The 21,375-nt window shown below is 68.3% G+C and carries 19 protein-coding genes, 2 pseudogenes and 1 riboswitch; of the genes and pseudogenes, 3 read left to right on the top strand and 18 right to left on the bottom strand.

Going from position 1 to position 21,375, the window contains the following annotated elements:
- Nucleotides 1-165: 165 nt before the first annotated feature.
- The 3 genes from QJR12_RS06400 to cbiE are packed head-to-tail and all read right to left on the bottom strand — an operon-like array spanning nt 166 to nt 2,878.
- A complete protein-coding gene (locus QJR12_RS06400) occupies nt 166-912 on the bottom strand; it encodes a cobalt-precorrin-6A reductase (RefSeq protein WP_300579997.1) in 747 nt (248 codons plus the stop codon).
- Complete coding sequence (gene cobM, locus QJR12_RS06395; RefSeq protein WP_300579936.1) at nt 909-1,697, bottom strand: precorrin-4 C(11)-methyltransferase; 789 nt, start codon at nt 1,695-1,697, stop codon at nt 909-911. Before cobM ends, QJR12_RS06400 begins: the two co-directional genes overlap by 4 nt.
- On the bottom strand, nt 1,694-2,878 hold the full coding sequence (gene cbiE, locus QJR12_RS06390) for a precorrin-6y C5,15-methyltransferase (decarboxylating) subunit CbiE (protein WP_300579934.1): 1,185 nt from the start codon (nt 2,876-2,878) through the stop codon (nt 1,694-1,696). Before cbiE ends, cobM begins: the two co-directional genes overlap by 4 nt.
- A gap of 117 nt (nt 2,879-2,995) precedes the next feature.
- On the opposite strand from cbiE, the gene QJR12_RS06385 reads away from it, so the two are divergent.
- Entirely contained in the window at nt 2,996-3,403 is a 408-nt protein-coding gene (locus tag QJR12_RS06385) for a F420-dependent biliverdin reductase (protein ID WP_300579932.1), read from the top strand.
- Nucleotides 3,404-3,437: 34 nt separating this feature from the next.
- Here the strand turns inward: QJR12_RS06385 and QJR12_RS06380 are convergent, their stop codons facing one another.
- Complete coding sequence (locus tag QJR12_RS06380; protein ID WP_300579930.1) at nt 3,438-4,103, bottom strand: GNAT family N-acetyltransferase; 666 nt, start codon at nt 4,101-4,103, stop codon at nt 3,438-3,440.
- Between the two features lie 83 nt (nt 4,104-4,186).
- Complete coding sequence (locus tag QJR12_RS06375) at nt 4,187-5,314, bottom strand: Xaa-Pro peptidase family protein (RefSeq protein ID WP_300579928.1); 1,128 nt, start codon at nt 5,312-5,314, stop codon at nt 4,187-4,189.
- Between the two features lie 52 nt (nt 5,315-5,366).
- Between QJR12_RS06375 and QJR12_RS06370 the strand changes: the two genes are divergently transcribed.
- Entirely contained in the window at nt 5,367-6,320 is a 954-nt protein-coding gene (locus QJR12_RS06370) for a 5'-3' exonuclease (protein WP_300579995.1), read from the top strand.
- Between the two features lie 24 nt (nt 6,321-6,344).
- Here the strand turns inward: QJR12_RS06370 and QJR12_RS06365 are convergent, their stop codons facing one another.
- The 8 genes and pseudogenes from QJR12_RS06365 to pafA form a co-directional block, all read right to left on the bottom strand.
- Nucleotides 6,345-7,082, bottom strand: a complete 738-nt coding sequence (locus tag QJR12_RS06365; protein WP_300579926.1) for a DUF4333 domain-containing protein — start codon at nt 7,080-7,082, stop codon at nt 6,345-6,347.
- Nucleotides 7,083-7,158: 76 nt separating this feature from the next.
- Nucleotides 7,159-9,915 (bottom strand): RNA helicase, encoded by a 2,757-nt coding sequence (locus tag QJR12_RS06360; RefSeq protein ID WP_300579924.1) that lies wholly within the window; start codon nt 9,913-9,915, stop codon nt 7,159-7,161.
- On the bottom strand, nt 9,899-10,813 hold the full coding sequence (gene tatC, locus QJR12_RS06355; RefSeq protein ID WP_300579994.1) for a twin-arginine translocase subunit TatC: 915 nt from the start codon (nt 10,811-10,813) through the stop codon (nt 9,899-9,901). The genes QJR12_RS06360 and tatC overlap by 17 nt, the downstream gene beginning before the upstream one ends.
- 81 nt (nt 10,814-10,894) lie before the next feature.
- Nucleotides 10,895-11,161, bottom strand: a complete 267-nt coding sequence (gene tatA / locus QJR12_RS06350) for a Sec-independent protein translocase subunit TatA (protein ID WP_300579923.1) — start codon at nt 11,159-11,161, stop codon at nt 10,895-10,897.
- 73 nt (nt 11,162-11,234) lie between these two features.
- Nucleotides 11,235-12,194 (bottom strand): annotated as a pseudogene (locus tag QJR12_RS06345) (YafY family protein); the annotation flags it as partial.
- 69 nt (nt 12,195-12,263) lie between these two features.
- Nucleotides 12,264-12,356: pseudogene (locus QJR12_RS06340) on the bottom strand (sirohydrochlorin chelatase); the annotation flags it as partial.
- Complete coding sequence (locus tag QJR12_RS06335) at nt 12,353-13,339, bottom strand: YafY family protein (RefSeq protein WP_300579992.1); 987 nt, start codon at nt 13,337-13,339, stop codon at nt 12,353-12,355. The pseudogene QJR12_RS06340 and the gene QJR12_RS06335, both read right to left, overlap by 4 nt.
- 123 nt (nt 13,340-13,462) lie before the next feature.
- Complete coding sequence (gene pafA, locus QJR12_RS06330; protein ID WP_300579921.1) at nt 13,463-14,821, bottom strand: Pup--protein ligase; 1,359 nt, start codon at nt 14,819-14,821, stop codon at nt 13,463-13,465.
- Between the two features lie 204 nt (nt 14,822-15,025).
- On the opposite strand from pafA, the gene QJR12_RS06325 reads away from it, so the two are divergent.
- The gene (locus QJR12_RS06325) at nt 15,026-15,946 is read left to right on the top strand and encodes a phosphodiesterase (protein WP_300579919.1); all 921 of its coding nucleotides are present in this window, start codon (nt 15,026-15,028) and stop codon (nt 15,944-15,946) included.
- An 8-nt stretch (nt 15,947-15,954) separates the two neighbouring features.
- On the opposite strand, the gene QJR12_RS06320 is transcribed toward QJR12_RS06325, so the two are convergent.
- The 5 genes from QJR12_RS06320 to dop form a co-directional block, all read right to left on the bottom strand.
- On the bottom strand, nt 15,955-17,448 hold the full coding sequence (locus tag QJR12_RS06320; RefSeq protein ID WP_300579917.1) for a stealth family protein: 1,494 nt from the start codon (nt 17,446-17,448) through the stop codon (nt 15,955-15,957).
- 70 nt (nt 17,449-17,518) lie between these two features.
- A riboswitch (M-box (ykoK) riboswitch) is annotated at nt 17,519-17,692 on the bottom strand.
- A gap of 105 nt (nt 17,693-17,797) precedes the next feature.
- Nucleotides 17,798-18,526 carry a proteasome subunit alpha gene (gene prcA / locus QJR12_RS06315; RefSeq protein WP_300579916.1) on the bottom strand — a complete coding sequence of 243 codons (729 nt, stop codon included), beginning with the start codon at nt 18,524-18,526 and terminating at the stop codon, nt 17,798-17,800.
- The gene (gene prcB / locus QJR12_RS06310; protein ID WP_300579914.1) at nt 18,523-19,416 is read right to left on the bottom strand and encodes a proteasome subunit beta; all 894 of its coding nucleotides are present in this window, start codon (nt 19,414-19,416) and stop codon (nt 18,523-18,525) included. The genes prcA and prcB overlap by 4 nt, the downstream gene beginning before the upstream one ends.
- On the bottom strand, nt 19,413-19,607 hold the full coding sequence (locus tag QJR12_RS06305) for a ubiquitin-like protein Pup (protein ID WP_213445527.1): 195 nt from the start codon (nt 19,605-19,607) through the stop codon (nt 19,413-19,415). Before QJR12_RS06305 ends, prcB begins: the two co-directional genes overlap by 4 nt.
- Nucleotides 19,608-19,762: 155 nt before the next feature.
- Nucleotides 19,763-21,271 (bottom strand): pup deamidase/depupylase, encoded by a 1,509-nt coding sequence (dop, locus tag QJR12_RS06300; RefSeq protein WP_300579912.1) that lies wholly within the window; start codon nt 21,269-21,271, stop codon nt 19,763-19,765.
- Between the last annotated feature and the right edge of the window lie 104 nt (nt 21,272-21,375).

Here is a 21,375-nt window from a genome sequence, read left to right as displayed (position 1 = left end):
TCCCTCCACAGACGGCCTCAAGCTTGCCGGTAAATAGTTTCACGGCCGAGCCACCGCGGCGAACAGGAACGGCCGACTCCAGATATATACCCTACCCGGTATTATTTGGGAAGCTGGTCCGGCGGTACGGACGCGCGGACTCGCGGGGGCCAGTCGGGTGACCGGTCAGCGGCCGGGAGTGCCACCGGTCAGCCGGGTGACCCACTGCACGGCCTCCCCGACGGTGCCGACCGCCCGCACCCCGGCCGGCAGCGCCGGACGCGCCACCATCACCACCGGGATGTCCAGCGCGGCCGCGGCGTCCAGCTTCGCCCTGGTCATCTCGCCGCCGCTGTTCTTGGTTACCAGCACGTCGATGCGGTGCTCGCGCAGCAGCGCGCACTCGGCGTCGTAGTGATACGGGCCGCGCGCCAGCACGATCGCGTGGCGGCGCGGCAGCGAGCCGGCGTCGGGGGCGGTGACCACGCGGATCAAAAACCACGCGTCGCTGGCGGCGAAGGCCCCCACACTGGACCGGCCGGTGGTGAGAAACACCCGCGAAAAACCTTTGCGGGAAATCGTTTCCGCTGCTTCGATATCCGACCCCACGACGATGGCGCTACCGGGATCCCATGGCGGGCGGACCAGCGCCAGGTACGGCAGCCGCAACTCGGCGCACACCGTCGCGGCGTGCGCCGTGATGGTCGCCGCAAACGGGTGGGTGGCGTCGACGACGGCGCCGATCCGCTCGTCGCGCAACCAGCGGCGCAGGCCCTCGACGCCACCGAACCCGCCAACCCGCACCGGCCCGGCGGGCAGCGCCGGGCGCGGCACCCGTCCGGCCAGCGAGCTGATGATGTCGACCCGGGGATGCAACAGGCCCGCCAGGGCCCGGGCCTCGGCGGTGCCGCCGAGCAGCAGAACCCGCATCAGTCCGCCACCCGGCCGCGAGCCGATGCCGGGCCGCGCTCGTCACCGGCGCGCCGGGCCGCCGAATACAGGTAGCTGTCGGTGAACCCCTCGGCCGCCAGCGCGTCACCGACGATGATGACGGCGGTCTTGCGGATCGCCGCGTCACGCATCTGCCCCGCCACATCGGCCAGGGTGCCGCGCAGCACGATCTGCTGCGGCCAGCTGGCGAAAGCCACCACCGCCGCGGGTGTGTTCGCCCGGTATCCCCCGGCCAACAGTTGCGGGACAATCGTGTCGATCTGCGCGGCCGCCAAGTGCACCACCAGGGTGGACCGGGAGCGCGACAAGGTAGCGAGGTCCTCGCCGGGCGGCATGGGCGTGGACACGGTGGCCACCCGGGTCAGGGTCACCGTCTGCGCCACCCCGGGCACGGTGAGCTCGCGGCCCAGGGCGGCGGCGGCCGCCGCGAAAGCCGGGACCCCGGGCACGATCTCGTAGCGAATGCCCAGCGCGTTCAGCCGACGGCACTGCTCGGCCAGCGCGCTGTAGAGCGATGGGTCGCCGGAGTGCAGCCGCGCCACGTCCTGCCCGGCGGCATCGGCGGCGGCCAGTTCGGCGACGATCTGGCGCAGCGTCAACGGGCCGGTGTCGACGATGCGCGCGCCGGGCGGACACAGGGCCAGCAACTCCTCGGGCATGATCGACCCGGCGTAAAGGCACACCGGGCACCGGGCTAGCAACCGCTGCCCGCGCACCGTGATCAGGTCGGCGGCACCGGGGCCCGCACCAATGAAGTACACGGTCACGGCTTGGACATCTCCCACTGGGTGACCGGCAGCTGGGGGCGCCAGCCGGTGAAGCCGCCGAGCGGCTCGCCGTGATAGTGCTGGAAGCGCCGCAGCTCCCCACCTAAACGTGAATACGCCTGCACGACAACAGCTTCAGACTCGGCAGTGACCGCATTGGCAACCAGGCGCCCACCTTTGGGCAAGGCGTCAAGGCAGGCGTCGAGCAGGCCGGGACGGGTGAGCCCGCCGCCGATGAACACCGCCGACGGTGTCGCCGCGCCGCCGAAGGCCCCCGGGGCCGCTCCGCGCACCTGGATGTCAACACCGAACGCCGCGGCGTTGAACCGGATGTTCTGCCGGCGCCGCTCATCGCGTTCGAATGCCACCGCGGTGCAGCCACGCCAGCTGCGGCACCACTCGACCGCGATACTGCCCGAGCCCGCGCCGACATCCCACAGGCACTCCCCTGGCCGCGGCGCCAGCGCCGCCAGGGTCACCGCCCGCATCCGCTGCTTGGTGATCTGCCCATCGTGGCGGAACGCGTCATCCGGAGCCGGCGACATGCGCTCATCGGGCAGGTAGCGCACCGCGACCACATTGAGATCGTCGACGTCGACGGGCGCCTCGGCCGCCCACTCGCGGGCCGTGTGGTCGCGGCGGCGTTCACCTGGGCCGCCGAGCTGCTCGAGCACGCTGAACTCGGAGTCGCCGCGACCGTGGGTGTCCAGCAGCATCGCCAGGGTCGTCGGCGTGGACCGGTCGCGCGACAGCACGATCGCCCGACCGCCGCGGCGCACCGCGGTGGCCGCCGGTGCGCTGACCAGGCTGATGACCTCGGTGTCCGGTACGCTCCAGCCCAGCCGCGCGCACGCCAGCGTCACCGCGGACACGTGCGGCAGCACCCGCACCCGCTCGGGCCCGAACATCCCGAGCAGCGTGGCACCGACGCCGTGCAGCAACGGATCGCCGCTGGCCAACACGTGCACCTCGGCGGCATCATCGGGGGAGCGCTCACCGAGGCGGCGCAGCGCCGGCAGCATCGGCGAAGGCCACTCCCGCCGGATCGCGGTCACCGTCTCGTCGAGCAGGTCAAGTTGCCGCTTTGAACCGTAAATGACCGTCGCCTTTTGTAATTCGCAACGAGACGCCGCCGACAGTCCCGCCATGCCGTCGGCGCCGATACCGACCACGACGATCATGTGCCACCCTTCCCCGGAGGCGGACGTTACCCCCGCCCGGCCGCCGCATAATCACCACCGGCCCGGCACCCGTGTCGTTCACGGCGGTGATCATGACCTGCGCTAGCGTGAACGGTGATGGCGAAAACCGCAACCCGGCTCACCAGTGAGGCACTGGCGTTTCTCACCGAACGCCATCTGGCCATGTTGACCACGCTGCGGGCCGACAATTCACCCCACGTCGTGGCGGTCGGGTTCACCTTCGACCCCGAAACGCACATCGCGCGGGTGATCACCACGGGCGGCTCGCAGAAGGCGGTCAACGCCCAACGTAGCGGGATCGCCGTGCTCAGTCAGGTGGACGGGGCCCGCTGGCTATCGCTGGAGGGGCGGGCCACCGTCAACAGCGACGCCACTGCCGTGCGGGACGCGGAGCTGCGCTACGCCCAGCGATACCGGATCCCGCGGCCCAACCCGCGGCGGGTGGTTATCGAGGTCCGGGTGCAGCGGGTGCTGGGTTCTTCGGATCTGCTGGAGCGCGGTTAAGGCTCGGCGGCTGCCGCGGCGCACCCGCGGGTCGCTACCCGGGTCGGGCGCCGGGCGCCCAGATCACCAGCGGCACCGCGGGGAAATAGGCCGCCATCTCCGGTCGCGATTTGGCCAGCGCGGCCGTGCCGTAGCCGCGGTGCCGGCACTCCGGGCGGATCCAGATCCGGACATGAACCTCGCCACCGACGAGTTCGCCGAAGACCATCCCGACCTTCTGGACGCCGTCGAGTGCGACGAACCAGGCGGCTTCCTCGGCCTCGATGCGCGCCAGCGCCGCGGCGATCTCCTCGTCGAGATCGCCGACCGGCCCACCGGATCCGTCCCCTGGGGCACCGATGTCCTGGGTGCGTGCGGCGAAGATGTCGCGATCGGATTCGCCGGCGAAGGGGCGCAGCACCAGACTGTCGCCGGAGCTCGCCGGCCGCTCCCGGAAAGTGAAGGTCAGTTGCTTGTTCAGGTCGTCGAGCTCGGCGGCGATCTTTTTCCGTGACTCCTTGGTGAGCTGGTCGAACGACATCCCGATCACCGCCTCGGCGCCCAGGCGTGAGGTGCCCAGCAACGCGGCGATCCGATCGACCGCCGACGGGCGGTCCCGCGCGTCCACGATCAGATCGAGCACCTCGTGGCGGCGTTCCAGCGCGGTGAGCAAAGCGTCGGCGATCTCCCGGCGGGCGGCGGCACGGTCGTGATTGAGCATTCGATCAGCGTAGCCGCTCCCAGCGCCGGCATTGAACTTCCGGTGCGGCGCACCGGCGTCGGCGACGCAGCGTCACAGCGGCTTCAGCCGACCGGCACCACCACCAGCTCGCGGGGCCGGTTGTTGACGGGAACGGCGCCGTGCTCGGTCACGATGACGATGTCTTCGATGCGCGCCCCCCAGCGGCCCGGGAAATAGATGCCCGGCTCGATCGAGAAGACCATGCCTGCGGCCAGCGGCAGCGCGTTGCCGGCGACGATGTAGGGCTCTTCATGCACCGCCAGCCCGATCCCGTGGCCGGTGCGGTGCACGAACTGCCCGGCCAGCCCGGCGCGGGCCAGCACGTCGCGGGCGGCGGCGTCGACCTGTTCGGCGGTCACACCCGGACGCACCGCGGCCATCGCCGCCCGCTGGGCGCGTTTCAGGATCGCATACCGCTGTGCGACTTCGGGGCTGGGCTCGCCGATGCTGTAGGTGCGGGTCGAGTCGGAGTGGTATCCCGGCTCGCACACGCCGCCGATGTCCACCACCACCACGTCACCGGCCCGCAGTTGCCGGTCCGAACACTCGTGATGCGGGTCGGCGCTGTGCGGGCCGGAGCCGACGATCACGAACGCCGCCTTCGAATGCCCTTCGGCCACAATCGCTTCAGCGATCTCTGCGGCGACGTCGGCCTCGGTCCGCCCCGGTGTGAGGAACCCCGGCACCCGGGCGTGCACCCGGTCGATGGCCGCCCCGGCCTTGCGCAGGACGTCGATTTCGGCCGCGTCTTTGATCATCCGCAGCCCGGACAGCACATCGGTGGCCAGCACCGGCAGCGTTTCGAGGGCTTCCGCCAAAGCCAGCAGGTGCCGGGCCGGCATGGAGTCATTCACGGCGACCGTGGCGGGCGCGCCGCCGAGCACCGCGGCCACCAGCCGGTAGGGGTCCTCACCGTCACCCCAGGCCCGCACCGGTAGGTCCAGCTCGGTCACGGCCGACTCGCCGAGCGTGGCCAGCTCCAACCGCGGCACCACGACGCTGGCCGGCCCACAAGCCGGCAGCACCAGCGCGGTGAGCCGTTCGAAAGTTTGGGCGCGCGAACCGAGCAGATACTGCAGGTCGGGCCCCGGGGTGAGCACCAGGCCGGTCAGGCCCGCCCCGGCGGTCGCCGCGGCCGCCGTCGCGAGCCGGCGGGCATACACCGCGGTGTCGAATCGCCGGGACTCCACGCCGGCCAGGCTACGTCGTCATGCCGGTCGCCATGCTGGCAGGATGACGACCATGCCCCTGCTGTTGCTCGACGGCGCCAGCATGTGGTTTCGGTCCTACTATGGGCTGCCCTCGTCGATCACCGCGCCCGACGGCCGGCCGGTCAATGCGGTGCGGGGATTCCTCGATTCCCTGGCCCTGGTCATCGCCCGGCAACGGCCCGCCCGGCTGGTGGTGTGCCTCGACCTGGACTGGCGCCCACGGTTCCGGGTGGAGCTGATCCCGTCATATAAGGCGCACCGGGTAGCCCGGTCGGAATCGGATGGCCAACCCGACGCCGAGGACGTCCCCGACGAGCTGGCGCCGCAGGTCGACACGATTCTCGAGCTGCTCGACGCGTTCGGTATCCCCACGGCGGGCGCACCCGGGTTCGAGGCCGACGACGTGATCGGCACCCTGGCCGCCGTGGAACGCCGTGACCCGGTCGTGGTGGTCAGCGGGGACCGTGACCTGCTGCAGCTGGTAGCCGACGAGCCGGTTGCCGTTCGGGTGCTCTACCTGGGCCGTGGGCTCTCGAAAGCGACGATGTTCGGGCCCGCCGAGGTCGCCGAACGCTACGGGCTGCCGCCGCGGCGGGCCGGCGCGGCCTACGCCGAGCTGGCGCTGCTGCGGGGTGATCCCTCCGACGGGTTGCCGGGGGTGCCGGGCATCGGGGAGAAGACCGCGGCTGCGCTGCTGGCTCGGTATGGCTCGCTGGAGCGGATCCTGGCGGCCGCCCGGGATCCGGAGTCGCCGATGGGTGGGGGTGTTCGCGGCACACTGGTGGCCGCCGCCGGCTACATCCAGGCCGCCGTCCCGGTGGTGCGGGTGGCCACCGACGCGCCGGTCACCCTCTCAACGGCGTCCGACGCCCTGCCGCTTACCGCCGCCGACCCGCACCGCGTCGCCGACCTGGCCGTGCGCCACGGCGTCGGCTCACCGGTCGCCCGTCTGCACAAGGCACTGGCCGGCCTGCCGCGGTGGTGATTGCCGGGTGTAGCCGGGCCGGCGTTATTTGGGCCGGCCGACCTCGTAGGTGCCCTTGTTGTCCTGGAAGGTCACCGTCACGTGGCGCATGGTGCCGTCGATGCTGACCTCGCAGTCGAAGGAGGCACCTTTTTTGACGACCGGGTCCTGACCGTTGTTGCACTTGACGTCTTTGACGTTCTTCGCGCCGTAACCGTTGGTCTCGTCGCTGAGGATTTGCTGCACGCCGGCCTGGGCCTTGGTGATGTCCAGTTTGGTGGTGACGAAAAAGCCGGGCGCCCAAAAGCCGAGGACCAGCACCACCGCGATGACGATCGTCGCGAACACCCCGACGACGGTGCCGATCACCGCGACAGAGCGCCGGGTGGAGACGGACGGCTGGCCGTACTGCCCCGGCTGCGGCGGGAACTGGCCGGGCTGGGCGTACTGCCCCGGCTGCGGCGGGAACTGGCCGGGCTGGGCGTACTGCCCCGGTTGCGGCGGGAACTGGCCGGGTGGCGCGGCGTACGGCTCCGGCTGGGGGTAGCCCGGAGTGGGTTGCGGATACTGCCCGGGGTAGGGCTGCGCAGGCGGGTAGAACGCCGCCGGCGGCGGCTGGTACGGCGGATACCCGGGGGGCGTGTAGGCGGGCGCCTGCCAGGTCTGCTGATCGCTACCGGGCTGCCAGGGCGACGCCTGCACCGTGGGCTGCTGGGGTTGCTGACCTTCCCCTTGACCGGGCGGCTGCCACTGTGTCGGATCGGGTTCCTGCGGTCCACTCATCGGTTTGCTCGGTCCTCTCAGTCCTGGCTCACATCCTGATCACGCGGCGCCCGATGTACGGTAGCTTGCGCCCAGCCTACCCGGCGTCAACTGCGACGACGCCGCGCCGAATGTCGTCGATAGCGCGCTTGGCGGTGGCCCGCAGGTCCGGTTGCGGCGCCGCGTTGCGAATCTGGTCCAGCAAATCAAGCACCTGTCGGCACCAGCGCACGAAATCTCCCGCCGGCAACAGCGCGCCGCCCAGATCGCAACCCCCCAGCGCCGCCGCCAGATCCCCGGTTTCGGCCCAGCGGTAGATCACCTCGACAAAACCGTCGTCGGGTTCGCGGCTCAGGGTGATTCGATGTCGCTGCTCGTCGGCGCGCAACTCTTTGGACAACCCGTGGGTGCGCTCCAGCGCCCGCCGCAACCGCCGCGTGGGCACGGCTGTGGCCTGCACCGATACCGGACCATCGGCACCGCGAGACTCGTAGAGCACCGCCGAGACCACGGCCGCCAGCTCGGCCGGCCCCAGACCCGTCCACGCCCCGGTGCGCAGGCATTCGGCGACCAGCAGGTCGCTTTCGCTGTAGATCCGCGCCAGCAGCCGGCCATCGTCGGTGACCTGGTAGTCGCCGGCGACGACCTCGATAAACCCGCGCTCGACGAGCAGCCCGACGATCCGGTCGAACGTCTGGGCCAGCGAATTGGTGGCGGCCGACACCTGCTGCCTCAGCCGGGCGTTGTCACGTTCGATGCGCAAGTAGCGTTCCGCGGCCCGGAGTTGGGCCTCCCGCCCGGGCGTGCGATGCGCGGGATGACTGCGTACCCGCTGGCGCAGCGAAGCCAGTTCGGCGTCCAGGAGCTCGTCGGCGGGCTCCGCACCGCGGACGGGAGCCGGCCTCGCCAGATTAGCCGCGGCCGAGCGCAACGCCGACGCCAGATCGCGGCGCACCCGAGGCTGGCGGTGCTCAACTCGTCTGGGCAGCGTCATCGACCCGACCGGGACCGCCGCGCCGGAATAGTCCGCCGACGAGATCCGGCCGGTCCAGCGGTGTTCGGTGAGCACCAACGGGCGCGGGTCGGCGCTGTCACGGGCGGATTCCAGCACCACCGCCAGGCCCCCGCGACGGCCGTGGGGGATGCTGATAATGTCGCCACGGCGCAGCGCGGCCAGCGCGTCGGTGGCCGCCTGTCGTCGCCGGGCCCGCGCTGCCCGTGCCTGCGCCCGCTCCCGCTGCGTGACCTGGGCACGCAGCCGCGCATAGTCGATGATCGACGCGTTCCGGCCGCCGAGTTCGGCGGCGATCTCATCGAGCATCCGTTCGCCGCGCTCGACATCGCGGACCAACCCGACGATCGACCGGTCGGCCTGGTACTGGGCGAAGGACCGCTCCAGCAACCGGTGTGCCTCTTCGGGCCCCATCCGCTGCACCAGGTTGATCGTCATGTTGTAGGACGGGGAGAACGAACTGCGCAGCGGGAAGGTGCGGGTGGAAGCCAGGCCGGCGACTTCGCCGGGATCCACATCGGGATGCCAGATCACCACCGCGTGGCCCTCGACGTCGATGCCGCGGCGACCGGCGCGGCCGGTCAGCTGGGTGTACTCCCCCGCGGTCAGCGGAAGATGCTGTTCGCCGTTGAACTTCACCAGCCGTTCGAGCACCACGGTGCGGGCCGGCATGTTAATGCCCAGCGCCAAGGTTTCGGTGGCGAACACCGCCTTGATCAGCCCCGCGGTGAACAGCTCCTCGACGGTGTGGCGGAAGGCCGGCAGCAGTCCGGCGTGGTGGGCGGCCAGGCCGCGCATCAACCCCTCCCGCCACTCGTAATAACCCAGCACATCCAGGTCTGCGTCGTCGAGATCGCCGCAGCGGTGATCGATGACCTCCGCGATCCGTGCCCGGTCCTCCTCGGTGGTCAGCGACAGGGCAGACCGCAGACACTGCTTGACCGCGGCGTCACATCCCGCCCGGGAAAACACGAACGTGATCGCCGGCAGCAACCCCTCGGAGTCCAAAAGGCGGATGACCTCCGGCCGGGTTGGCGGGCGGTACAGACTCGGGCCCCGAAGCCGGTCGGGCCGTCCGGGGCCGCGACGACCCCCCCGCTGGTCGGCCAGCCGCTCGGCCTCGCGGCGATGCGCGATGTGGCGCAGCAAATGCGGGTCGACCCGGGGCCTTCCCCCGGACTCGGTGCGGTAGTCGAAAAGGTCGAATAGCCGCTTGCCCACCAGGACGTGCTGCCACAGCGGAACCGGTCGATGCTCGTCAACCACTACCGTGGTGTCACCACGCACGGTCTGAATCCAGCCGCCGAACTCCTCGGCGTTGCTGACCGTGGCAGACAAGCTGACCAGGCGCACCTCTTCGGGCAGATGCAGGATGACCTCCTCCCACACAGCGCCCCGCATCCGGTCGGCAAGGAAATGCACCTCATCCATCACCACGTAAGAAAGGCCTTGCAGCGCCGGGGAATCCGCGTAGATCATGTTGCGCAACACTTCGGTGGTCATCACCACCACCGGCGCATTCCCGTTGACCGACAGGTCGCCGGTCAACAGCCCGATCCGGTCCCGGCCATAGCGGGCCACCAAATCGGTGTGCTTTTGATTGCTCAGGGCTTTCAGGGGCGTGGTGTAAAAGCATTTGCCGCCGACGGCCAGTGCCAGGTGCACGGCGAACTCGCCGACCACGGTCTTGCCGGCGCCGGTCGGCGCGCACACCAGCACACCGTGGCCGCGTTCCAGCGCCGCACAAGCGCGCCGCTGAAAATCGTCGAGCACGAAGGGCAGCCCAGCGGCAAACCGGTCTAGCTCGGTCGCCGCCACCGGGTTCTCAGGTGATGTCGTCATGGGATCCGGCAATGCGCGACGGTGCCGCCAGCGGTGAGGGCGGCTCGATCACGGACGCTTCATCGTCAGGAATCACTTTGTCACGCTTGGCTTTTCGTTTATCATGCAGCCGGGCTATCTGAATGGCTAATTCGAGCAGCAGGGTCAGCGCCAGCCCGAGCGCGGTCATCGAAAACGGGTCCGATCCGGGCGTAAACACTGCCGCGAATACGAACATCGCGAAGATCAACCCCCGCCGCCAGGACTTCAGCCGCTGATAGCTCAGCAAACCGACCAGGTTGAGCATGACGATCAGCAGGGGAAACTCGAAGCTGATCCCGAATACCAGCAGCAGGTTGATCAGGAAACCGAAGTACCGGTCGCCGGACAATGCTGTCACCTGCACGTCGCTGCCGACAGTCAGCAGAAAGCGCAACGCCTTCGAGAGCACCAGGTAGGCCAGCACCGCCCCGGCCACGAACAGCATCGCCGCCGGGATCACGAACGCCACCGCGAACCGGCGCTCCTTCTGATACAGGCCGGGGGTGATGAACGCCCAAAGTTGGTAGAGCCACATCGGGCAGGCCAGCACGATACCGGCGGTCATCCCGACCTTGAGCCGCAGCATGAACTGGTCGAACGGCGCGGTGGCCAACAGCCGGCACTGCCCCTCAAAGCTGATGTCGGCGCGCGCCGACGGCGGCAGTGCGCAATACGGATGACGCAGCCACTCCCCCAAACTCTCCAGCCCGAACAGCGGATGCGAATACCAGACAAACCCCAGTGCGGTGGTGAGCGCGATCGTGGCCAGCGAGATCAACAGCCGGGTGCGCAACTCGCTCAGGTGGGCGGCCAGCGACATCGTGGCATCGGGGTTGGTGCGGCTGCGTCGAAGGCGTGGGTCGAGCCGCCTGAACATGCGGGCGGTGCGCGCCGACACTCTCAACACTTTCACGACCGTCACTCGGTGGCGCCCGGGCGCCGCGCCGCGGTTATCGGGCTACGCCGGGGGGATGTCCTGGCCCTGCCCGGGAGCCGCCGGCGGATCGACCCGCTCGGACGCCACCTGGCGCACCTCCGTCGGCTGCGCCGACCGGGTGGGAGATGTTTCCGATCTGCTCTCGTTCTGCAGTTCACGGACTTCGGACTTGAAGATTCGTAACGACTTTCCCAATGCCCGTGCCGTGTCGGGAAGCCTTTTGGCGCCGAACAGCACGATCATGACGGCGGCAAGGATCGCCCAGTGCCACGGACTAAGACTGCCCACTTTGGTTACCTCCAGACGTCGCCACGATGCTACCGCAGCCGGGCGATCCACAGTTTTGATCTCGATCGGCGCCCGCCGCGAGCCGGTAGACCTCCAGCGCCGTCGTCGCCGCCTCGCGCACCCGCCGCGCCAGCGAGTCGGGGGCCAGCACTTGCAGACCGGAGCCCACCCCCAGCACCAGGCGGGTCATCCAGTCGTCAGAAGCGTAGGTCATCGCCGCCTCGCAGCAACCGTCGGGCAGCTCACGAAGCAGCCGCATCGGGTAGTACTCGAACATCCACGACGCCGAGGGCGCCACCCGCAGGGTCGCCGCCGGAAGCGCCGGATCGGCCTGGAACAGGGAGGTATCCGGGGGCGCCTGGACCGCAGGTTGCGGGGGTGCGGACGGCTCATCGAGCACCCGGGCGTCGATGATTCGGTCGAAGCGGAACAGCCGGACCCCTTCCGCCTCGCGTGACCAGGCCTCCAGGTAGCTGTGGTCGCCGACGAGCACCACCCGGATCGGATCGACAACCCGCCTGGACAGCGTATCGTGTGACGCGGCGTAGTAATCGATTGCCAGGGCGCGATTACCGCGAACCGCGGCGCGTACCGCCGCCGTGGCCGCATTCTCGGCGGGTGCGGGCTCGGCAGCCGTCGGGTGGCTGGCACCGGGTCCGACGGTGCCCGCCGCGGCTTCGATCTTGGCGATCGCGCTGCGCGCCGCCTCCGGATCGACAACGCCGGGAATGTCCGCCAGTGCCCGCAGCGCCACCAACAAGCCGGTGGCCTCCCGAGAAGTGAGCTTGAGTGGTTTGTCGATGCCGGCCGAGAAGGTCACCTCGATGGTATCGCCGGAGAATTCGAAGTCGATCAGGTCACCCGGGCCGTAGCCGGGAAGGCCACACATCCACAACTGGTTGAGGTCCTCGTCGAGCTGCCGGACGGACACCCCCAGGTCGGCGGCGGCCGCTGCCCTGGTGACCCGGGGGTGAGCCTGAAAGTACGGCACCATGTTGAGCAGCCGCACCAGACGCGTGGATAGCTGAGTCATTTCGCCGCCGCTCCTCCTCATCGCTGCGCTCTGCATCGTCGCCGGCGGGGTCATTTCGCCGCCGCTCCTCCTCATCGCTGCGCTCTGCATCGTCGCCGGCGGGGTCATTTCGCCGCCGCTCCTCCTCATCGCTGCGCTCTGCATCGTCGCCGGCGGGGTCATTTCGCCGCCGGCACCTCCCCCATGCCGGCCTGAGCCCGCAGTCGCGCCAGCACCTCGTCGCGCAAAAACGACGGCGCCAGCGCCACGGCGTCGGCGCCGTAACCGGCGACCTCACGCGCCAGCCGCTCGGTGGAGTCGATGTCCAGCTCGATCACCTCGCCGTCGCGGCCAGCCAAGTTCCGCGCTCCGAGGGACCTCCCGGCGCGTCGCAGGGAGATGGCCCGTCCCTCGGCGACCCACACCTTGGCCCGCGCGTTGGTTGGTGCCGCAGCGGCGGCGGTAACCGATTCGGCCACGATCCGGCGTAAGTCGACGCCGTCGGGCCGGCGGCTCACGCCGGGCGGACCGATCGGTGTCACCTCGGCACCGATCCGCGACAACCGGAAGACGCGGGTGGCCCCGCGATCACGGTCGTGGCCCACGAGATACCAGCGACCCTTCTCGGTAACCACACCCCACGGCTCGACGGTGCGCACGGTGACCGGTTCGGCACGTGACGAGCGGTGCGGAAACTGCACGGCCCGCCCGGAATCGATGGCCGACAAAAGAATCCCAAGAACGTCCTGAGACCCGCGCAGGCCTGCGGGCCAGGCCGCAGAAGAGATGGTCACCGGGGCGTCGGGATCGACGTCCACTCCGGCGGCGCGCAGCTTGAGCAGCGCGTTTTGGGTCGCGGTGAACAGTTCGGGGGATTCCCACAGTTGGGTGGCGACCGCGACCGCGGTGGCCTCCTCGGGGGTCAACCGGACCTCAGGCAGTGCGTAGGCGTCGCGGTTGATGCGGTAGCCCTCGGTGGGATCCAATGGTGACACCTTCCCGGTTTCGAGCGGGATACCCAGGTCACGCAATTCGTTTTTGTCGCGCTCGAACATCCGCGAGAACGCCTCGTCGGTGCGACTGTCGGCGTAACCCGCCACCGTGGCCCTGATTTTTTCGGCGGTGACGTAGCCGCGGGTCGCCAGCAACGCGATGACCAGGTTCATTAACCGTTCGATTTTGGAGGTTGCTGCCACCCCTACAAGGGTAGGGGGCCGGACCCGGATCGCCCGGCTCCTTTGCGTCGCGAGCCGCCGCGCCGCAGGGATCAAGCCCGGCCCGCGCGGCAGCTACATGCTGGCGATCAGCCGCTTGACCCGCTCGTCGACCGACCGGAACGGGTCTTTGCATAACACCGTGCGCTGGGCCTGGTCGTTGAGTTTGAGGTGCACCCAGTCGACCGTGAAGTCGCGGCCCGCCGCCTGGGCAGCGCTGATGAACTCGCCGCGCAGCCTGGCCCGGGTGGTTTGCGGCGGAGTGTCTACGGCCTCCTCGATGTCCTCGTCGGTGGTGACGCGGGCTGCCAGGCCCTTGCGCTGCAGCAGATCAAAAACTCCGCGACCGCGTTTGATGTCGTGGTAGGCCAAATCCAGCTGGGCGATCTTTGGGTCGGACAACTCGAGGTGATAGCGGTCCTGGTAGCGCTGAAACAGTTTGCGTTTGATCACCCAGTCGATCTCGGTGTCGACCTTGGCGAAGTCCTGGCTCTCGACGGCGTCGAGTTGGCGGCCCCACAAGTCGACGACCTGCTGGATCTCCGCGCTGGGCTCACGGGTCTGCAGGTGCTCGACGGCGCGCTCATAGTACTCCCGCTGGATGTCCAGGGCGCTGGCCTGACGCCCCCCGGCCAGCCGTACCGGACGCCGCCCGGTGATGTCGTGACTCACCTCACGGATGGCGCGGATGGGGTTATCCAGCGAAAAGTCCCGGAAGGCCACCCCGGCTTCGATCATCTCCAGCACCAGCGCGGCGGTGCCCACCTTGAGCATGGTGGTGGTCTCGCACATGTTGGAGTCGCCGACGATGACGTGCAGCCGCCGGTACTTCTCGGCGTCGGCGTGGGGCTCATCTCGGGTATTGATGATCGGGCGGCTGCGGGTGGTGGCCGACGACACGCCCTCCCAAATGTGCTCGGCGCGCTGGCTCAGGCAAAACGTAGCGGCCTTCGGGGTTTGCAGTACCTTGCCGGCCCCGCAGATCAGCTGACGGGTGACCAGGAACGGCAGCAGCACATCGGAGATCCGGGAGAACTCGCCCGCCCGCACGATCAGGTAGTTCTCGTGGCAGCCATAGGAGTTGCCCGCCGAGTCGGTGTTGTTTTTGAACAGGTAGATGTCGCCGCCGATGCCCTCATCGGCAAGCCGTTGCTCGGCGTCGACGAGCAGGTCTTCCAAGACCCGCTCCCCAGCGCGGTCGTGGGTGACCAGTTGCACCAGGCTGTCGCATTCGGCGGTGGCGTACTCGGGATGGCTGCCCACGTCGAGATAGAGCCGCGCACCGTTACGCAGAAAAACGTTCGAGCTGCGGCCCCAGGACACCACCCTGCGGAACAGGTAACGGGCCACCTCATCCGGAGACAGCCGGCGATGACCGTGAAATGTGCAGGTCACACCGAATTCGGTCTCCAGGCCCATGATCCGCCGCTGCACAATTCGAGCGTACTGGTTGGATGGGCCAACCGGTGTGGAACACCACGGGCGCTGGACGGCGGTCCGCCCGTCGGCCGCATCCGACAGTTTGATTGCCCGATCCCGCGACACTCCACCGCTGGCGTGATCCGGCCGTCTTGGTCCGGTACAGTCGGTGCTGTTCGTTATCGCGAGCGCAGTCGTCAGAAAGGCCTCTCCAGTCTCGTGGACAGAGCCAGGGTCGCGGAGTACCCGCGGCCGGACCATGTCATCGTTCACATCAGCGACACCCATCTCACAGCCGGCGACGGCGACCTCTACGGAGATGTCGACGCGGAGGCCCGATTATCCCAGCTGCTCAAGCGGCTGGAAGGTTCGCAAACACATCCCGATGCCCTGATCTTCACCGGCGATCTGGCCGACACCGGTCAGCCCGACGCCTACCGTAAGCTGCGGGATCTCGTTGAGCCTCTGGCTGATCGTCTTGACGCCGAGGTCATCTGGGTGATGGGCAATCACGACAACCGGGCTGCGTTACGGCAATGCCTGTTGCGTGAGGCCCCGACGATGGCGCCGATGGACCGGGTGCACGACATCGACGGCCTGCGCGTCATCGTTTTGGACACCTCCGTCCCCGGCCACCATCATGGCGAGATCACGCCGGAACAGCTGCGGTGGCTTGCCGATCAGTTAGCCGAATCCGCTCCCTTCGGCACCATCCTGGCCATGCACCACCCGCCGATACCCAGCGTGCAGGATCTGGCCGTCCTGGTGGAGCTCCGGGATCAAGCACGGCTAGCGCCGGTGCTCTGGGGCAGCGACGTGCGCGCGATCCTGGCCGGGCACCTGCATTACTCCACCACGGCCACCTTCGCCGGCATCCCCGTTTCGGTGGCCTCGGCCAGCTGCTACACCCAGGATCTCTTAACGGCGGGAACCCGGGGTCATGACCGCGCGCAGGCGTTTAATCTGGTGCACTGCTATCCGGAAACGGTGGTGCACACCGTGGTACCGCTGGCCGCCGGGCCCACGGTCGGTCGGTTCGTCCCGCCGGATGCCGTGCGACGTCAACTCGCCGACGCCGGAGTGAGTATCCTGCCGGCCACCCGGATACCGCGCATCGCGCCGCAGCTCGCTCGAGAATAGCGGGCGAGTCACTCGTCCCCGGCTGCTCGCTCCCACGGCGCGGGCACCGGGAAATAGCTTTCCAGGAACTCGCCAACCACGCGGGCCCGCTCCTCGGCGCTTACCTCCGGGAAGCTGCCGTCGTTAAGGCAGAAGAAGTCGAACTTGCGCTTCTTGAGGAGCTTCGGCAGCTTCGCGAGCCCGGACCGTGTCGTGGTGTCCACGTAGAGCACCTTGGCCGACTCGTTTTGCACCGCGCGCCCGGTCATCAGCGCGTAGTAGTGGTACAAGGAGTTGGTCACCGAGATGTCGGTGCTTGACCGGAAGCGACTCGCCTGGGTGCGCGCGAAGTCCTCCGGGAACTCCCGCTCGAGTTCGCTCAGCACGCTCTTGCGCAGCGGAGCGGCCGTGTGCTCAAGGTGGCGGGTGATGATCTTCCCGAACTTCTCCCACAGCAGCTGGCGGTTGACGCGGGCCGCGTTCTCGAAGCCGCTGCGTTCGGGATTGTTGGTCCCGAGTCCGATGCGCGTGCCCGCCTCGATGAACTTCGTCACCCCGCCCGGTGAGAAGAACATCGTCGGTGACAGCGGCCGGCCGAAGAACATGTCATCGTTGGAGTACAAGAAATGCTCTGCCAGACCCGGGATGTGATGCAGCTGGGTCTCAACCGCATGACTGTTGTACACCGGCAGTGCGGACAGGTCGGTGAAGTGGTCCTCGGCGCGCACGATGGTGATCTTCGGGTGCGGAGCGAGCCACTGGGGGACCGGCGAGTCGGTCGCGATGAAGATGCGTCGCACCCACGGCGCAAAGGCGTGCACCGAGCGCAAGGCGTACTTCAGCTCGTCGATCTGGCGAATCCGCGCGTCGGCGTCATCGCCTTCGCCGAGAACGTATCCCGCCATCGCCGCCGCACGGCGGGCACGGAATTCCGGGTCGCTGCCGTCGACCCAGGAGAACACCATGTCGATGTCGAATGTGATGTCGCCGGCGTGCGGGGTGAACATCCCGGCGATCGTCGGCCAGACGCGCCCGTGAAGTTCGACTGTGGTGTAGACAATCTCGCTGAGCGGCAACGCCCGCCGGGTCAGCGAGTTCTCAATCGGGCAGATCACTTGCTGCCCGTCGAACACCCAGAACTGCAGCTCGACTCCGGCGGACGCGCCGTAGCGCATGCCCGAACGCGGGCATTCACGCCGACGAAACACCCGCAGCAACCGTGGGTCGGGGTCTACCGACAGCAGACCGTCACCCAGATACACCGAGCGGCGGCCCGTCCCGTCGTAGATCTTGGCGCGCAGCGGCGCCTCCAGACAGGCAGCCATTAACACCTCGGCCACCCGGGCCCGCAAGGCGATATCCACGACCAGCGCCGGCCGTCCGTCCGCGCCACGGATGAGAAGGAACGGGATGCCCGCCATCTCCAGCTCCGTGCGAACGAACAGCAGGTCCTCCACCATCGCCTCATAGGGAGTCAGGCGCAGCCCATGGGCCGAGTTGACAGCAGCGACGTCGATGGTCATGGGAACACCTGCCTTCCGCACTCGATATCGGTCAGAGCGCACGAAGAGGGATGCCGTGGCGTGAAGTTGGCGGCGCCCTCACACGTTGAGCTTTGGCACTGGGCGACGTATCTCTGCCGAAGCAGAAAAGCCACTTGGGAGCACCCCTTAAGCCGGGGAGATCTGTCCTGATCTTGGGCGTCTCTCGACGTCGTCAGATCAGTGGCCTATGTCCGTCCAGGAGCCTCGCCTAACGAGGTGCCTCCGCAAGATAGCACCGAATCGAACTCCCGGCAACATGCTCACCCCCAGGCCAGAGGTGACCAAAGCGCTTGGTATCGCACACGTCCCGGGATGCCCGACAGGCCGATCAGCCCGTCGGCTCGGAGCCGTCCTGCTTGGGCAGCAGCGCCTCCAGCGCGGAGCCGGTGATCCGCCGGAACGCCCGACGCGGCCGGTTCTGGTCGAGAATGGCCACCTCCAAGGTGGACACTCCCAGCCGGGGTTGTTCGCCACCGTTGCCACCACCCGCGCGCAGCGCCTCGACCGCGATCCGCACGGCGTCGGCCAGCTCGGCATTCTCCGTGTAAGACTCCTTGAGCGCCTTCGTGATTGGCTCCGTCGTTCCCCCGATGACCACGTAGTTCGGCTCGTCGTTGATCGATCCGTCGTAGGTGATCCGGTACATCTCGGGCGGTTTGGTCTCACCGAAATGGGCTACCTCGGCCACACACAGTTCAACCTCGTAAGGTTTGGGCTGCTCGGTGAAGATGGTGCCCAAAGTCTGCGCGTAGACGTTGGCCAGCTGCCGGCCGGTGACGTCACGGCGGTCGTAAGCGTAGCCGCGGGTGTCGGCGAACTGGATCCCCCCGCGGCGCAAGTTGTCCAGCTCGTTGAACTTGCCTGCGGCCGCGAAACCGACCCGATCGTAGAGCTCGCTGATCTTCTGCAGGGACCGCGACGGGTTTTCGGCGACGAACAGCACCCCGTCGGCGTAGGCCAGCGCCACCACGCTTTTACCCCGAGCGATGCCCTTGCGGGCAATCTCGGCGCGCTCGCGCATCGCCTGCTCTGGCGAGATGAAATAGGGAAAGCTCACGTCGTACCCCGCGAAGTCTCCCCACCCGGGCCGAAGGTCCCTGCCCGGGAGCGACTTTCGATGACCTCGCGGGCCAACTCGGCGATCCGCTGCTCAGGCACCTCGGCCGCGCCGTCGGCGTCGATGGCCACCGCCGTCGGGTAGATGCCGCGGACCAGGTCCGGCCCGCCGGTAGCGGAATCGTCGTCGGCGGCGTCATAGAGGGCTTCGACGGCCACCCGCAGCGCAGAATCGGCGTCGGTCACCTGCGAGTAGAGCTTCTTCATCGACGACTTGGCGAAGACCGCCCCCGAGCCCACCGCCTGGTAGCCCTCTTCCTCGAGGTTCCAGCCGCCGGCGGCATCGAACGAGACGATACGGCCTGCTTTTTGCGGGTCCGCCTCGTCGAGGTCATAGCCCGCCAGCAACGGCAGCGCGACCAGGCCCTGCATCGCGGCAGCCAGATTGCCGCGCACCATGATGGCCAGACGGTTGACTTTCCCGGCAAACGTGAGCGGCACGCCTTCGAGCTTCTCGTAGTGTTCGAGCTCGACCGCGTACAGCCGGGCAAACTCAACGGCCACCGCAGCGGTGCCGGCGATCCCGGTCGCGGTGTACTCATCGGTGATGTACACCTTTTTCACATCGCGCCCGGCGATCACGTTTCCCTGCGTCGAGCGCCGGTCACCGGCGATGACCACACCGCCGGGATATTTCAGCGCGACGATGGTGGTGCCGTGCGCCAGTTGTCCGCCGAAATCCTGAGATGCCGCGCCACCGCGCCCGCCCGGAAGTAGCTCGGGCGCCCGACGACGCAGCAGATCAGCGAACGACGACAGCTCAATGGCGGTTGCGGGGATTCCGGGTAGTGCTGAGTTGAGGGCCGGCCGGTAACCGAACGGCCAGGTCACTGTCCGCCCTTTTGGACGTACGCACGAACGAAGTCCTCAGCATTCTCCTCGAGCACGTCGTCGATCTCGTCGAGCAGATCGTCGGTCTCCTCGGCCAGCTTTTCGCGACGCTCTTGACCCGCGGCTACGCTGCCGGTGAAGTCGTCGTCATCGCCGCCGCCACCGCCACGCTTAGTCTGCTCCTGAGCCATCGCCTGCCTCCTGCTTGGTCAAGCGGCCGCGTATCACACGCACGCCGGTGTTTCCACCCTACCGGTCGACACGGTCCTGCCCGCCTTTAAGCGTAATGGAACCTCGGTGTCTGCCTCCTTTAGGCCGTCCCGGCCGGCAACGTCACCGGAGCCGGTCAGGCGGTCAGTTGTTCCACCAGTTCGACCGCACTGTCCACCGAGTCCAGCAACGCTCCGACATGCGCCTTACTGCCCCGCAGCGGCTCCAGGGTCGGGATGCGCACCAGCGAGTCACCGCCGAGATCGAAAATCACCGAGTCCCAGCTGGCCGCTGCGATGTCGGCCCCGAAGCGGCGCAGACACTCCCCGCGGAAGTAGGCGCGAGTGTCCGTCGGCGGGTTGCTCACCGCGTTGAGCACCTGCTGTTCGGTTACCAGCCGGCGCATCGAACCACGGGCCACCAGCCGGTTGTACAGGCCTTTGTCCAACCGCACGTCGGAGTATTGCAGATCGACCAGGTGCAGCCGGGGCGCCGACCAGCTCAGCTTCTCCCGCTGGCGGAAACCCTCCAGTATCCGCAGCTTGGCCGGCCAGTCCAGCAACTCGACGCAATCCATCGGGTCCCGCTCGAGTTTGTCAAGGATGTCCGCCCAGGTTTGCACGATGTCGGCGGCACGCGGGTCCGGATCACGCGAGTCGACCAGCTTTGCGACGCGGTCGAGATAGATACGCTGCAACGCCAGGCCGGTCAGTTCACGGCCATCGGCGAGCGCGACGGTGGCGCGCAGCGACGGGTCGCGGCTGATGGTGTGCACCGCATGCACCGGACGCGCCAGCGCCAGGTCGCTTAGGTCCAAGTTGTGGCGGGGGCCTTCTTCGATCAGGTCCAGCACCAGTGCGGTGGTGCCCAGCTTGAGATAGGTCGCGGTCTCGGCGAGATTAGCGTCGCCGATGATGACGTGCAGCCGGCGGTATTTGTCGGCGTCGGCGTGCGGCTCGTCTCGAGTGTTGATGATGCCGCGTTTCAGCGTGGTTTCCAGCCCGACCTCGACCTCGATGTAATCGGCGCGCTGGGAGAGCTGAAAACCCGCCTCGTCGCCGGCCGGCCCGATGCCGACTCGGCCTTGACCGACGATCACCTGACGGGACACCAGAAACGGCGTCAACCCGGTGATGATGGCCGAGAACGGTGTCTGACGGCTCATCAGGTAATTCTCGTGCGCCCCGTAGGAGGCGCCCTTGCCGTCGACGTTGTTTTTGTACAGTTGCAGTTTCACCGCACCCGGGACACTGGCGACGTGCCGGGCCGCGGCCTCCATCACGCGTTCGCCAGCTTTGTCCCAAATCACCGCGTCCAGTGGGTCGGTGGTCTCGGGTGCCGAGTATTCCGGGTGTGCGTGGTCAACGTAAAGCCGCGCCCCGTTGGTCAAGATCATGTTGGCGGCGCCGACCTCATCGGCGTCGACCACCGGCGGCGGCCCGGCTGATCGACTCAAATCGAAACCCCGGGCATCCCGCAGCGGCGATTCCACCTCATAATCCCAGCGCGTGCGTTTGGCCCGCTGAATGCCCGCTGCGGCGGCGTATGCCAGGACCGCCTGGGTCGAGGTCAAAATCGGGTTCGCGGTCGGGTCGGACGGCGACGAAATGCCGTACTCGACCTCCGTCCCGATGATCCGTTGCATACTCCCAGCCTAGGCGCGGCGACGATGCGGGCCGGGTGCGGCCCGCGCAGGAGCCACGCGATTTCACTCCGGCGCGGCGACGATGCCGGCCGGGTGCCCCCGCG

This window comes from Mycobacterium sp. (genome assembly GCF_029961025.1).
Classification (GTDB): Bacteria; Actinomycetota; Actinomycetes; order Mycobacteriales; family Mycobacteriaceae; genus Mycobacterium.
The sequence above is the reverse complement of the archived record's forward strand: the minus strand, read 5'-3'. Positions and strand labels throughout refer to the sequence as shown.

What these genes read in the sequence shown, in the direction of transcription:
- cbiE (WP_300579934.1), bottom strand. Translation starts at nt 2,878, where the DNA reads ATGATCGTCGTGGTCGGTATCGGCGCCGACGGCATGGCGGGACTGTCG.
- QJR12_RS06385 (WP_300579932.1), top strand. Translation starts at nt 2,996, where the DNA reads ATGGCGAAAACCGCAACCCGGCTCACCAGTGAGGCACTGGCGTTTCTC.
- QJR12_RS06380 (WP_300579930.1), bottom strand. Translation starts at nt 4,103, where the DNA reads ATGCTCAATCACGACCGTGCCGCCGCCCGCCGGGAGATCGCCGACGCT.
- QJR12_RS06370 (WP_300579995.1), top strand. Translation starts at nt 5,367, where the DNA reads ATGCCCCTGCTGTTGCTCGACGGCGCCAGCATGTGGTTTCGGTCCTAC.
- QJR12_RS06365 (WP_300579926.1), bottom strand. Translation starts at nt 7,082, where the DNA reads ATGAGTGGACCGCAGGAACCCGATCCGACACAGTGGCAGCCGCCCGGT.
- QJR12_RS06360 (WP_300579924.1), bottom strand. Translation starts at nt 9,915, where the DNA reads ATGACGACATCACCTGAGAACCCGGTGGCGGCGACCGAGCTAGACCGG.
- tatC (WP_300579994.1), bottom strand. Translation starts at nt 10,813, where the DNA reads ATGTTCAGGCGGCTCGACCCACGCCTTCGACGCAGCCGCACCAACCCC.
- QJR12_RS06335 (WP_300579992.1), bottom strand. Translation starts at nt 13,339, where the DNA reads ATGAACCTGGTCATCGCGTTGCTGGCGACCCGCGGCTACGTCACCGCC.
- QJR12_RS06320 (WP_300579917.1), bottom strand. Translation starts at nt 17,448, where the DNA reads ATGACCATCGACGTCGCTGCTGTCAACTCGGCCCATGGGCTGCGCCTG.
- QJR12_RS06305 (WP_213445527.1), bottom strand. Translation starts at nt 19,607, where the DNA reads ATGGCTCAGGAGCAGACTAAGCGTGGCGGTGGCGGCGGCGATGACGAC.
- dop (WP_300579912.1), bottom strand. Translation starts at nt 21,271, where the DNA reads ATGCAACGGATCATCGGGACGGAGGTCGAGTACGGCATTTCGTCGCCG.